We start from the raw sequence: 13,375 nt of genomic DNA, 5'->3' as shown, positions 1-13,375 counted from the left end.
GGAGATCCGGAGCGCTAGCGGAGGATCGTCACGAAGGGTCGCCCTTCGTGACGCCTCGCTCGTTCCTCGCGAGGCTCCTCAGGGAGCGGGTGGTGACGCATCGCTCGTTCCTCGCGAGGCTCCTCAGGGACCGAGTGGTGACGCATCGCTCGTTCCTCGCGAGGCTCCTCAGGGACCGAGTGGTGACGCATCGCTCGTTCCTCGCGAGGCTCCTCAGAGACCGAGTGGGGACGCTTCGCTCGCTCCTCGCGACGCTCCTCAGGGACCGAGTGGACCGCGGCTCGGGAACCGTACTGATCCCTACGCCGACTTCTTCGCCGCCGACTTCTTGGCGGTGGTCTTCTTGGCCGCGGTGGACTTGGACGCCGACTTCTTGGCCGCCGTCTTCTTGGCAGCGGCCTTCTTCGCCGGAGCCTTCTTGGCGGGGGCTTTCTTGGCGGTGGTCTTCTTCGCCGACTCGGATTCCTCGGCGTCGTCGGACTTCCCGGCGGAATCGCTCGACCCACCCTTGTCTTTCACCGACGCGCGCAACGCGGCCAGCAGGTCGGCGACCTCGGAGTCCTCGTCCTCGGCCGGTTCTTCGTCACTTTCCGGGAACGCCTCGGCGCCTTCGGCTTTCGCCTCGACGAGCTTGGACAGCTCGTTCTGATAGGTGTCCTCGAATTCAGACGGGTCAAAATCCTTGGCCATGGTCTCGATCAGCGAGGCCGCCATGTCGAGCTCTTGGGGACGGATCTCCGTCTCTTCGCCGAGGAAGCCGAAGTCCGCAGCACGCACCTCGTCGGGCCAGAGCAGCGTCTGCAAGGTCATCACACCGTCGACCACCCGCAGCGCGGCAAGGCGGGTCCGGTTCCGCAGTGTGAAGGTCGCAATGGCCAGGCGGTCGGTCTTCTCCAATGCCTGCGCCATCAGCGTGTACGCCTTGGGCGACTTCGATGCCGGCTCCAGGTAATAGGGCTTGTCGAAGTAGATCGGATCGACCTGTTCGGTTGGCACGAACTCCAGGATCGAGATCTCCGGACTCTTGTGCACCGGCAGCGTCGCGAGATCCTCCTTGGTGAGAATCACCGTCTCGCCGGAGTCGGTTTCGTAGGCGTTGGCGATGTCGGCGTAGTCCACCTCGGTGTCGGTGCCCTCGCGGACACGCCGATAGCGAATGCGTGTCCCGTCCTTCGAGTCGACCTGAAAGGACTTCCGGTCGTGACTTTCCGTCGCCGAGTACACCTTGACCGGCACGTTGACCAGGCCAAAGCTCAGATCGCCCTTCCAGATCGAGCGCATGGCGTTCATTGTGCCACCGGTTTGGGAAATCCTCGGCACACAATGCGGCACACACCGTGGACAATGGTCGTCATGGGTGGTGGTGAGAGCCTCGACGTGGACGGTCGTCGCATCCCGATCACCAATCTCGACAAAGTGCTCTACCCGGCCGCCGGCACGCGGAAGTACGAGGTCATCGACTACTACACCCGCATCGCCGATGTCATGCTGCCGCATCTGGCGGGGCGCCCGGTCACCCGCAAGCGATGGCCCAACGGTGTGGAGTCGATGCCGTTCTTCGAGAAGGACCTGCCATCGTCGGCACCCGATTGGCTCGCACGGTTCGGTGAACAGCACAGCAAACGAGTGATCACCTACCCGCTCGCCACCTCGCGCGCCGACCTCGTGTGGTTCGGGCAGATGGCGGCGCTCGAATTGCACACCCCGCAATGGCGGGTGCCCGAGCACGAAGCCACCCGACCCAAGGCCGACCGCCTGGTCCTCGACCTCGACCCCGGCCCCGACGTCCCCCTGTCGCAGTGTGCCGAGGTGGCACTGATGATCCGGGACATGTTGTCGGCGGCGGGACTGACCTCCTACCCGGTCACCAGCGGCGGCAAGGGACTTCACATGTACGCCCGCTTCGACCGGCCCGTGTCACCCGAGGCGGCCCGGACCGTGGCGAAACAGATCGCCACCAGCCTGGCCTCATCGCACCCCGACACCATCACCGCGACGATGGCCAAGGCCGTGCGCAGCGGCAAGGTCTTCATCGACTGGAGCCAGAACAGCGGATCGAAGACGACGCTCGCTCCGTACTCGATGCGAGGTCGTGAGCAACCCTGGGTGGCCGCGCCGCGTAGCTGGGAGGAACTCGCCGACCCCGACATCGGACAGCTCCTGTTCCACGAGGTCCTCGACCGTGTCGACGCTGACGGAGATCTGCTGTCGGGCCTGGATGCCCCGCATCACCTCGCCACCACCGACGGTGACGAGGGCGAGCTCGACGACGAGGCCGCGCCGTCGGCTCGCGAGTTGATCGAGGTGACCGGTAACCCTGTCGTCAGTCTCGGCGAATACCGCCGCAAGCGCGATTCCGCCAAGACCCCGGAACCCTTCGGCGACGACGCCCATCGTGACCGGCAACGCGCCGACGAGGAGCAGACCGACCCCATCTTCGTCATCCAAGAACACCACGCCCGCCGGTTGCACTACGACTTCCGGCTCGAACGTGACGGTGTCCTCGTGTCGTGGGCCGTCCCCAAGAATCTGCCCGACGACCCGGACCAGAACCGGCTCGCCGTCCACACCGAGGATCACCCGATGGATTACGCCGACTTCTCCGGCGACATCCCGGCGGGCGAGTACGGCGGAGGACACGTAGAGATCTGGGATCGCGGCACGTACGAGACGGAGAAATGGCGCGACAACGAGGTGATCGTCCGGCTTCACGGCGAACGCGTGCAAGGCCGCTACGCATTGATCAAGACGGGCGACAAGAACTGGCTCGCCCATCTCATGAGCGACGAGCCGCGCCCGATTCTGCCCGACAGTCTGCGCGATCCTCGACCGATGCTGGCGACCGATGAGTCGATCGAGAACCTCGACGGACGCGACTGGGCCTTCGAGGGCAAGTGGGACGGCTATCGAATCCTGTTGCGCTACATCGATGGCGATTTCCGTCTGACGTCGCGCTCGGGAATCGACATGACCGCCGATTTCCCGGAGCTGCGTGCCATCGCCGACGACCTCGGGCTGATCGACGTCGTCCTCGACGGCGAGGTGGTGGCCCTCGATGCCAGTGGCCGCACCAATTTCACCTTGCTCTCCGCGCGCAAGAACAGCGATGAGGACCTCACTCTCAAGCTCTATGTCTTCGACATGCTGTATCTGAACGGGACATCGCTGCTGCGGCGGCCGTGGTCGCAGCGACGCGAACTGCTCGAGGAACTCGCGCCGGCCTTCTCGGGCTCCCCATTCGCGGAGGTACCCGCGCTGCTACCAGGCCCGGGCCGCGCAGCAATCGAACAGAGCCGCGAGCAGGGTTGGGAAGGCGTTGTCGCGAAACGTCGTTCGTCGACATACCAACAGGGCCGCCGCACCACGAAATGGCTCAAGCACAAGAACTGGAGCGACATCGAGGTCGTCGTCGGCGGATACCGACCGGGTCGCGGAAACCGTTCGGACACCATCGGATCGCTACTGCTCGGCCTGCCCGAGGAAACCGGGCTCCGATACGTCGGCCGGGTGGGGACGGGATTCAGCGACGCCCAGTTACGTTCACTGGCAGCCGAACTCGAACCGCTGCGCATCAACCGCTGTCCCTTCGTCGACAAGCTCGACCGTCCGGTCGCGTCGAGTGCGATCTGGGTGCTGCCGAAGATCGTGGGCGAGGTCAGATTCATGGACTGGACCAGTACCGGGCACCTCCGCCACCCGAGTTGGCGCGGAATCCGCCGGGACAAACTTCCCGGCGACCTGTGAGAGAGAGGTAGTGCACTGTGACCGACGAGATGATCAGCATCGACACCGCAGACGGGGTCGCGGAGGCCTACGTCACCAGACCCGACGACGCTTCCGGTCCGCTCCCGGGCGTGCTGTTCATCATGGACGCGATCGGCCTACGGCCACAGACCAAGAGGATGGCCGACCGGATCGCCTCGTGGGGCTACGTCGTGATGGCACCCAACGTGTTCTATCGCAACGGCACCGCCACCGAGCTCGAGCCGACCGTCGACCTCACCGATCCGGACAGTCGTGGTGCCTTCTTCGCCGAAGCGATGCCCCGGGTGAAGGCCCTCACCGATGACCTGGCCACGACGGACTTGTCGACCTACCTGGACACGTTGCGCGGGCTCGACGGCGTCGGGAAGGGTGACGTCGGCGTGACCGGCTACTGCATGGGCGGTCGACTCGCGCTGCTGGCCGCGGCGACTCGCCCCGACGTGGTCGGCGCTGTCGGCATGTTCCACACCGGCGGACTGGTCACCGACGATCCCGACAGTCCTCATCGTCGCCTGCCGGACGTTCGCGCCGACGTCGTGGCAATCCACGCCGACCAGGACCGTTTCCTGCCGCCGGAGGCGGTTGCGGTGTTCGAGCACGCGTTGACCTCGTGTGGCGTGACCCATTCGGCGTCGGTGTTCCCGGGCGCCTTGCACGGGTACACGATGGCCGACACCGCGGTCTTCCATCCGGAGGCGACCGAACGCCACTTCGAGGAACTCGAAGCGCTGTTCAAGCGCACCCTGCACTGAGCGCGACTACAGACCCTGCGCGACCCGCTGCCGCTCGACGAACCTCGTCGTCACCGCCTGCATGAGTCCGGGTGCGAACCGCGAGAACCGCCACGCGAATCGCGCCTGGGCCGGGACGACGAGCAACGCCTTGTTGCGGTCGACGGCCTCGAGCGCCTCGGCCGCCAGGCGGTCGGGGCCGTAGGCCGTCCGCACGCCCTGCCCCGACAGATAATACGAACGGCCGGTGAAACCGCCGACCCCTTCGCCGTCGAGCAGGGGCGTCTCGACGGCAGCCGGACACAGCGCGGTGACACCGACGCCGTGGGCGGCGGCCTCCGATCGCAATGCCAACGTCAACCCGACGACGGCGTGTTTGGTCATCACGTAGCTCGTGAGGAGACCCGCCGCGGCCAGACCCGCCATCGACGCCGTGTTGATGATGTGTCCGGAACCTTGCCGGATCATGTGCGGATACGCCGCGGTGACCCCGTGCACCACACCGCGGATGTTCACGTCGATGATGGAGTCCCACTGTCGGGCGGTGAGTAATTCGGTGTTGCCGCCCAGCGCGATACCCGCGTTGTTGAACATCAGATCGAGGCGTCCGCGGTCGCTGACCACGGCATCGACCGTCGCGCGCACGGCCTCGCCGTCGGTCACGTCGAGGGCCGCGGCGCGCACCGTCCCCCGACCGTCGGCCAGTTCGGCGGCGACCCGACCCGCCGCATCGACATCGAGGTCAGTGCAGACCACGTCCGCGCCGACCTCGACCAACGCCCGGGTGAGCGCCGCGCCGATACCGGATCCACCACCGGTCACGATCGCGGTATGACCCGCGAAGCGATCCGACGCAATGCGGGGTAGAACACGTTTCATTCGCCAAACCTGACACGCACGGTGATGCGTGTCAACCAACGACGTTGCGCCCACGCGGATCACCATCGGTGCCCCTCGGCGCGCCGATACCGTGTCGCTTGACTAGCCTCAGATCAGTCAGTGATCAAGGAGCGTGTGTGTTCGTCGTCGCCCACATCAGCGACCTGCATTTCAACGGCACGCGGTACAGCCGCCGCCGGATCGAAGCGACGCTGGACTACATTCATGCGCGGGCGCACGGCATCGACGCGCTGCTGGTGACCGGTGACATCACCGACGAGGGTACCGAGTCCGAATACCGTGAGGCCTTCGGTGTCCTCTACAGTCCGCTGCCCATGATGATCACCGCCGGCAACCACGACCACCGCGAACGATTCAACGCCGGCCTGTTGGGAAAGCCCGGCAGCGATCCGATCAACAGCGCCGAGATCATCAACGGAGTGCTGTTCGTCGTCTGCGACAGTTCCATCCCAGGGCGCAACGACGGGTACCTCACCGACGAGACGCTGGCGTGGATGTCGGAGCAGATCGTCTCGGCAGGTCCGCAGACGCCGGTGGTGGTCGCCTTCCACCATCCGCCGGTGATCTTGGACATGCCGTTCATGGATTCCATCCGGCAGACCGAGGAGCAGCGCCTGGCCGCACTGGTGGACCGGCACCCCAACATCGTCGGCTTCGTGTGCGGCCACGCTCATACCCCTGCCGTCACCACGTTCGCCGGCCGCCACCTCGCCGTCGCACCCGGGGTCGCCTCCACTCTCAATCTGCCCTTCGAGGGCACCGAGATCGTCAACCGCGGGCAGCCGCCGGGCATCGCCTTCCACATGCTGCACGGGCTCGACGGTGGCCCGGACGATTGGCGACTCATCACCCATTTTCGTTCGGTGATGTTCTGAGGGTCGGCGTCACCCGCCGCCCATCACCCGCAACGCCTCATCCTCGGCGACAGGTCCCTGCACCACGATCACGCTGTCGGACGCCCCGACGACATCAGCACACCCCAGTCCGAAATGCGGTCCCTCCGGCAGGATGACCGAGAATGCCGCGGTGGACGCCGCGAACACGATCCGGCCGACCCCGGCCCACACGCACGCAGCGGCGCACATCGGACACGGCTCACCGCTGGCATACACTGTCGCACCTGCGAGACGCTCTCCCTGACCCGCGTCGATGGCGGCCCGGATGGCGACCAACTCGGCGTGCGCGGTGATGTCGCCGGACGACGAGGCACTGTTGCGCCCTTCCCCGAGCACATCTCCGTCCGCGGCCACGACGACCGCACCGAACGGTCGATCACCGTGACCGGCGGCGTCCCGAGCCAGAGCAATGGCCCGCGAGATATACCGCTCGTCCGGGCTCATCCGGCCATCTCCACTCGCGTACCGACACCGCGTTCCCGCGCCGCGTCCAGCAGCAGGCGGGCGGTCACGAGGTCCTGCAGCCCGATGCCGACGGAATTGAACAGTGTCACATCGTCATCGTCACGACGTCCCTTGGCGGCATCGATGATCACGTCGCCCAGCTCCAGCTCGACGTCACCCGTGCCGAGATGCCCCTCGGCCAGGGCGAGCACCACGTCCCCCGACTTCGCCAGGGCGGTCGGCGTGCTGTCGACCACAAGACGAGCCGAACCCATCGCCATCCCGTCGATTTCGCGATGGTCGGGGCGCGGCGGTGCGCCCACCGCATTGATGTGCATACCCGGCCGGAACCACGCACCCGAGACGATCGGATCTCGTGACGGCGTGAGCGTACACACGATGTCGGATGCGGCGACCACCTGCCGCGGCGATTCCACCGACTCGATCTGCACATCGATATCTTCTGTGCGACGACGGAATTCGTCTATGGTTCGTTGACTCCTCGACCACACGAACACCTTCTCGATCGCCCGGATGCGGGAGATCGCGCGGGTGTGCTCGACGGCGAGCGTTCCCGCTCCGACCAATCCGAGCGATGTACTCGATGCACGCGCGAGGTGGGCCGTGGCAACGGCGCTTGCGGCGGCCGTGCGGATGGCGGTGATCAGCCGACCGTCGAGCACCGCCTCACATTCGCCGGTCTCCGCCGACACCAGCAGGATGGTCGACCGTTGGGCCGCAAGCCCCGCGTCACGGTGCAGCGGCATGTCCGACAGCAGTTTCACCGCGCTGCACCGTTGGCGCCGAGCGGTCGCTGCCATCGGCAACACGGAGCCCGCATCGATCGGAAGTACCTGTGGCGCGGGGTTGGACGCGTCGCCGGTCGACAGATCGATGTGCGCCTGTTCGACCGCGCGGTAGACAGCCGGCCGGTCGATCAGCTCGGCTATGTCGTGGTGGGTCAGGATGATGGCCATGAACGGCACCTTTCAAGAAACGGGTCAGACTCGACCCACGTAGGGAACGGTCAAGCACGACGGCGCTTTTCGTCCACCGACGAAACCTGCCACCGCGATGATCGCGATGACGTACGGCAGGATGACCAGGAGGGCGTAGGGAATGTCGACGCCGACCGCCGGCAGGGCGAACTGCAGCGCACGGGCCACGCCGAAGAAGAACGTCGCGACCAGGATGCCGGAGGCCCGCCAGCGCCCGGCGATCACCGCGACCACCGCGAGATAGCCCATGCCGGCGGTCATGTTCTCGCTGAACGAACGCACCTCCGACAGGGCGAGTTGCGCACCGGCCAGCCCACCGGCGCCCGCCGCGACCAGCACCCCGAGCACCCGGATCCGGTTGACCGGCAGACCCGTCCATCCCGACGATGTCGCATCCTCGCCGACGGCGTCGACGCGGATACCGGCCATGGTCCGGCCGGAGAATGCGACCGCGAGCAATCCCACGACCACGACACACAGATAGCCGAGAAGGGTCTGCCCGAACAGAGCTGGTCCGATCACCGGTAGGTCGCTGAGGACCGGGATGTGCACATCGTGGAAGGCCGGCACACCGTTTCCCTTCCCGTCGGCCAGCAGGATGCGCGAACCGAACGTGGTCAGCCCGAGCGCCAGGGCGTTGGCGGCGATGCCGATGACGATCTGATCGGCGCGAAACCGCACGCAGAGCAGCGCATTACCCAGACCGAAGAGCAGGCCGGCGACAATTGCGGCCGCCACACCTACGAGCGCAGAACCGGTGGTGACCGCAGCCAGCACACTGGCGAACGCGCCACAGAGCATCATCCCCTCCATGCTGAGATTGAGGACTCCGGCCCGTTCGCTGATCGATTCGCCGGTTGCTGCCAGCAGTAGCGGAATGGCGAAGGCGACTCCGCTGGAGAGGATTTCGGTGATCATGGCGACATTCATGCCGACACCTCCTCGGTCATGGATTTCGTCGTCGGTGAGGGGTCGTCGAGGGGTTCGGGGCGTGGGCGTTTCCGAGCGGAGGCCGCCCACCACGCGCTACCGGCGATGAGGATGATCAGTACGCTCTGCACCACGGTGACGGTGGAGGACGGTACACCGGCCTCGAGTTGCAGATTGATACCGCCGGAGACCAACAGTCCGAACAACAGTGAGACCGCGCCGACCGCTGTCATCGACCCACGGGCCAGCAGACCGACCACCAGTCCGCTGAAACCGAAGCCCGACGAGAAGCCATCGGCGAGCACGAACGGCGCGGTGCAGACCAGTACGCCCCCGGCCAACCCGGAGAACCCACCGGCGGCCGCCAGACCGAGAAAGGCCGTCCGACCGACGGGTACACCCAAGCGGGCCGACGCGCCGGGCGACAATCCCACCGCGCGCAGGCGGAGCCCGACCGCACTGTGCCGCAGAATGATACCGACGATGCATGCGAGGAGTACGGCCAGCACCACCGCGACCGTGGCCGGGTTCTTGGGCAGCCCGAGGAGCGGTAGATGGGCCGATGCGACGAGCGACTCCGATTGCGGCAACGTCTCCGACGACGTCATCGGCTGCCGCAGCAGTGCAGGCTCGTGCACCACGAGCACGACCAACCCCAGGCCGACGAAGTTCAGCAGCAGCGTCGTGATGATCTCACTCGTACCGCGCCGCACCCGCAGCCACGCGGCTATCGCCGCCCAGGCAGCGCCGCCGACGACGGCGGCCGACAGAGTGGCCGGAAGAGCGATGACCGGCGGCAGCGACGTCGGCAAGGACACGCCGACAGCTGTGGCGGCGATTCCACCGAGGCAGATCTGGCCCTCTCCACCGACATTCACCAGCCCCGCACGGTAGGCGATCGTGAATCCCATCGCCACGAGCATGAGGATGGCCGCGTTGTTCATCGAGGTGCCTATCGCGAACGGCGAACCCAACGTGCCGTCGACGAGTGCGTCGATCACCTCGGCGGGATCGGCTCCGGCGGCGGCCGCGAGTGCCAATCCGACTGCTGCGGATATGATCAGCGCACCGACTGCCACCACTGCCGGATGTCGGGGGTGCAGGGCGGCGCGGTTACCGCCGGATCGGATCCGTGGTTGGGGGAGACTCACACCGCCACTCCTGTCAAGAGATTGCCGATCTCGCGTGCAGCATCGGGTGACCGGGTGTCGACTGACCCGTTCAACGCACCGCGGTAGGCGACCACGACGCGGTCGCACACGGCGAGGAGTTCGTCGATCTCGCTGGAGGTGACCAGCACGGCGGCCCCGTCGTCGGCTGCCTCCCGTAGTCGGTCGAGGACGAACGCGACGGCGCCGACATCGAGCCCCCGGGTCGGTTGCGCCGCGATGACGACGCGCAAGCCCGGAGTGGCCAATTCGCGCGCGAGTACGACCTTTTGCTGGTTACCGCCGGACAGTTCGCCGATCGTCGCATCCGGTCCCGATGCCCGGATCGAGAAAGCCGCGATGGCATCGTCGGCCGCCGCACGCATCCGGGAACGGTCGAGCAGTCCCCAGCGGCGGCGGTACTGCTTCAGCCGTGGCATGGCAAGATTTTCCGTGATGGTCATCTCGGCGATGATCCCCTCGGCGTGGCGGTCCTCCGGGATGACCGCCAACCCGGCATCGGTGCGCCGGCCCGGCGTGGCGACGGTGATGTCGGCACCGTCGAGGCGCACCGACCCGCGGTCGGGCGTTAACGCACCAGAGAGCACCCCGGTCAACTCTGACTGCCCGTTGCCCTCCACACCGGCGATCCCGACGATCTCGCCGGACCGGATGTCGAGGTCGACGCCGGAGAGCGCTTGACGGCCGTCGTCGTGAGTGACCCCTATCCCCCTGACCTGCAGGCAGATCGGCGCATCCGACGGCATCGCGCGAGGAGGCCGGACCGCACGCTCGAGTGGTCGTGTGTCGCCCAGCATCAGCTCGAGCAGGTTCTCCGGCGTGACGTCGGAGAGCTTGCCGCCGCCGACGACGGTACCCGCCCGAAGCACCGTGGCTTCGTCGGCAACCCGCGCCACCTCGCCGAGCTTATGGGTGATCAGAACGACCGACTTGCCGGTATCGGTGAGCGCCACACAGGTTTCGATGAGTGCGTCGATCTCGGACGGATCGAGAACCGCCGTCGGCTCGTCGAGCAGGATCAGCCGTGGATCACCGAGTAGGGACTTGACGATCTCGACACGTTGGCGTGCGCCCACGCTCAGATCCTTCACCGTCGCTTTCGGATCGATCCTCAATCCATAGAGGTCGGCTATGCGGTCGAGGTCGGCGCCGAGCCGTCGGCGTGGTGGCCGGAGCCCGTCGGATGACAGCAGGAGGTTGTCGGCGACGGACATCGTCGAGATCAGCGAGAAATGTTGATGCACCATGGCGACCCCCGCGGTGAGTGCTTCTCTGGGGTTCTGCGGGCGGTAGTGTGCCCCGCTCAGTCTCATCGCGCCGGCATCCGGCGACACCGTGCCGAAGATGGTGTTGCACAGGGTCGACTTGCCGGCACCGTTCTCACCCAGGATGCAGTGCACCGACCCGGAGCCAACCGACAGGCTCACGTCGTGAAGTGCCTGCACCGTTCCGAACGATTTCGCGATGCCGTCGAGGGTGAGCAGCGGAGAATCGTTTCGTGCCATCACGTCCGTGGTGATCGTCATCGTGGCCCGCCGTCAGTACGGGGTGATGGAGCCGTCGGCGATGCCGGCCTTGGCCCGATCGACAGTGTCCTTCACCGCAGGATCGGTGGAGCAGACGACGTAGTCGGTACCGGCCTTGTCGCTGGTCAACCCGAATGGAACCTGCTGGGCCTGCCACGATCCGTCGAGCGTCGAGGTGACGGCATACTCGACCTCGGTGCCGATGTCGGTCTTGACGTATCCGCTGTAGACGGAATTCGTGCAGTCACCGGGGATCGGGCCGCCGCTCATCTGTTTCCCGGTCTCCTGCGCGGCCTGCTCCATGCCCTGCTTACCGAGGTTGACGATCTGGCTCAGCACGTCGGCGCCACCGGCATAGGCTGTGGCAGCAGCCTGTTTTGCCTTGGCCGGGTCGTTGAAGTCGCCGACGTACTGCGGTGCCAGCACCTTCACGTCCGGCCTGGCGAACTTGGCACCGTTGGCAAAAGCCTTGGCCGAGTTCACAATTGCGGGAAGCTCGACGCCACCCACGAATCCCACGGTGCCGGACTTCGAGTCTGCTGCCGTCGCTGCGCCTGCGACGAACTCGGCCTCGGCCTGCTGCGGATCGTAGTACGCCAGGTTCGGCATCGGTTCGGCATCGGACGGCCCGCCGATCTCGACGAACTTCACGTCGGGGAACTGGGGTGCGACCTTACGGAGGTCGGCATCGGTCTGTCCGCCGACGGAGATCACCAGATCGTTCTCCGAGGCGAACCGCTGCAGGGCCTGCTGGTAGTCGGCCGCGGCAACCTGTTCCACGTCGCTTGCATCCACCTTGTCGCCCATCTGTTCCTTCACCCGCTGATATCCGGCATAGGCCGACTGCATGAAGCCGGTGTCGTTGACCGAGCCGGGTAGGAAGACTCCGACCGACAGCGTGTCGCCGCCCCCGCCGGAATCGGATGATCCGCAGCCGGTGACGCCGAGAGCAAGTGCACCGGCCACTGCCAGCGCGATGGGAAGTGTGCGTTTCATGGACAGCCCCTCCTGAATCCTTCGGCACCATTAGCGGTATACCGTTATGAATGAGAGTGCGCCCGGCTCATTTCCGCTGCATTACGCGACCGTAAGAGAGCAGTTAACGGTATACCGTTAACTTTCAGCCGGTTAAGCTGTCCCTCAACGCCCTACAGAGGAGACCCCGGTGACGAGTGCCGCTTCCGATTCGACAAAGAAGTCGTTGCGCGAGCAGGTGTACGACGAATTGCGTGCGCGCATCGTCGGCCTCGACCTGCCACCGGGAACGCGGCTGGTGGAGCGTGACCTGGCCGACGAACTGAAAGTGTCACGGATACCACTGCGGGAGGCGATGCAGTTGCTGCAGCAGGACGGGCTGGTGGTCGTGGTACCTCGACAGGGAGCGATCGTCGCACCCTTCACCGCCGACGATGTTCGCGACCTCTTCGACGTCCGCGAAAGCCTCGAGGTACTCGCGGCCCGGCTGGCAGCCGAGCGCGCCGACGAACAGGGGCTCGCGTCCCTGGCTGCTCAGCTCGAGATCGCCCGCGACGCCACCGCCCGTGACGACAAACCTGCCATCGCTGCCGCGAACGCACACTTTCATACGATCATCGTCGATCTGGCGGCAAACCCACTGCTGGAGAACATCCTGCGCCCACTCGAGGCGCGCACGCAGTGGCTGTTCCATCTGACCCGCGACCGCGACCCCGGAGTGCAGTGCCGCGAGCACGAGGAGCTCCTTGCCGCCATTTCTGCACACGACCCCGACCGCGCGGCACGTTCGGCGTTTCATCATGTCCACTCCGGGCGCGACGCGAGTCTGTCGATGGCAGCGGAATGGTCACGTACAGCCCTGGATCCGGTTGCGCTCACCAAGAGCCGACGGCGCTAGGCGCGCAAGAGCGGGATACACGAGACAAGGGCCGAACCCAGGCATCAAGGGTTCCGCTGATCGAGCGGGTGATGAGCGGCGCGGAGACCCATCCACTGATCGTTGGGCGATAAGCGAACGCGGAAACCCCCTCCGCTGATCGA

The 13,375-nt window shown here is 66.1% G+C and carries 12 protein-coding genes; 4 read left to right on the top strand and 8 right to left on the bottom strand.

Going from position 1 to position 13,375, the window contains the following annotated elements:
• Positions 1-300: 300 nt before the first annotated feature.
• On the bottom strand, positions 301-1,281 hold the full coding sequence (ku, locus tag ACVT6V_RS06845; RefSeq protein ID WP_489899044.1) for a non-homologous end joining protein Ku: 981 nt from the start codon (positions 1,279-1,281) through the stop codon (positions 301-303).
• Between the two features lie 72 nt (positions 1,282-1,353).
• Between ku and ACVT6V_RS06840 the strand changes: the two genes are divergently transcribed.
• Both ACVT6V_RS06840 and ACVT6V_RS06835 read left to right on the top strand, forming a co-directional pair.
• Positions 1,354-3,744, top strand: coding sequence for an ATP-dependent DNA ligase (locus ACVT6V_RS06840; protein ID WP_489899043.1), 2,391 nt, complete (start codon positions 1,354-1,356; stop codon positions 3,742-3,744).
• 17 nt (positions 3,745-3,761) lie between these two features.
• Positions 3,762-4,517 (top strand): dienelactone hydrolase family protein, encoded by a 756-nt coding sequence (locus ACVT6V_RS06835; RefSeq protein WP_489899042.1) that lies wholly within the window; start codon positions 3,762-3,764, stop codon positions 4,515-4,517.
• Positions 4,518-4,523: 6 nt separating this feature from the next.
• On the opposite strand, the gene ACVT6V_RS06830 is transcribed toward ACVT6V_RS06835, so the two are convergent.
• Positions 4,524-5,375, bottom strand: a complete 852-nt coding sequence (locus ACVT6V_RS06830; RefSeq protein WP_489899041.1) for an SDR family NAD(P)-dependent oxidoreductase — start codon at positions 5,373-5,375, stop codon at positions 4,524-4,526.
• A gap of 137 nt (positions 5,376-5,512) precedes the next feature.
• On the opposite strand from ACVT6V_RS06830, the gene ACVT6V_RS06825 reads away from it, so the two are divergent.
• The gene (locus tag ACVT6V_RS06825; RefSeq protein WP_489899040.1) at positions 5,513-6,271 is read left to right on the top strand and encodes a metallophosphoesterase; all 759 of its coding nucleotides are present in this window, start codon (positions 5,513-5,515) and stop codon (positions 6,269-6,271) included.
• 9 nt (positions 6,272-6,280) lie between these two features.
• Here ACVT6V_RS06825 and ACVT6V_RS06820 read toward each other — a convergent pair whose 3' ends face one another.
• The 6 genes from ACVT6V_RS06820 to ACVT6V_RS06795 are packed head-to-tail and all read right to left on the bottom strand — an operon-like array spanning position 6,281 to position 12,355.
• Positions 6,281-6,736, bottom strand: coding sequence for a nucleoside deaminase (locus ACVT6V_RS06820; protein ID WP_489899039.1), 456 nt, complete (start codon positions 6,734-6,736; stop codon positions 6,281-6,283).
• A complete protein-coding gene (locus ACVT6V_RS06815; protein ID WP_489899038.1) occupies positions 6,733-7,713 on the bottom strand; it encodes an ornithine cyclodeaminase family protein in 981 nt (326 codons plus the stop codon). The genes ACVT6V_RS06820 and ACVT6V_RS06815 overlap by 4 nt, the downstream gene beginning before the upstream one ends.
• Positions 7,714-7,737: 24 nt before the next feature.
• Positions 7,738-8,664 carry an ABC transporter permease gene (locus ACVT6V_RS06810; RefSeq protein WP_489899037.1) on the bottom strand — a complete coding sequence of 309 codons (927 nt, stop codon included), beginning with the start codon at positions 8,662-8,664 and terminating at the stop codon, positions 7,738-7,740.
• Positions 8,661-9,815 carry an ABC transporter permease gene (locus ACVT6V_RS06805; RefSeq protein WP_489899036.1) on the bottom strand — a complete coding sequence of 385 codons (1,155 nt, stop codon included), beginning with the start codon at positions 9,813-9,815 and terminating at the stop codon, positions 8,661-8,663. Before ACVT6V_RS06805 ends, ACVT6V_RS06810 begins: the two co-directional genes overlap by 4 nt.
• Positions 9,812-11,359, bottom strand: a complete 1,548-nt coding sequence (locus ACVT6V_RS06800) for an ABC transporter ATP-binding protein (protein WP_489899035.1) — start codon at positions 11,357-11,359, stop codon at positions 9,812-9,814. Before ACVT6V_RS06800 ends, ACVT6V_RS06805 begins: the two co-directional genes overlap by 4 nt.
• 12 nt (positions 11,360-11,371) lie before the next feature.
• Positions 11,372-12,355 (bottom strand): BMP family ABC transporter substrate-binding protein, encoded by a 984-nt coding sequence (locus ACVT6V_RS06795; RefSeq protein WP_489899034.1) that lies wholly within the window; start codon positions 12,353-12,355, stop codon positions 11,372-11,374.
• A gap of 169 nt (positions 12,356-12,524) precedes the next feature.
• Between ACVT6V_RS06795 and ACVT6V_RS06790 the strand changes: the two genes are divergently transcribed.
• Positions 12,525-13,232, top strand: a complete 708-nt coding sequence (locus tag ACVT6V_RS06790; RefSeq protein WP_489899033.1) for a GntR family transcriptional regulator — start codon at positions 12,525-12,527, stop codon at positions 13,230-13,232.
• The last annotated feature ends 143 nt before the right edge of the window (positions 13,233-13,375 follow it).

This window comes from Gordonia sp. LMA167 (assembly GCF_058130025.1).
Note: the sequence above shows the minus strand (reverse complement) of the source record. Positions and strands in the feature narration are given on the sequence as shown.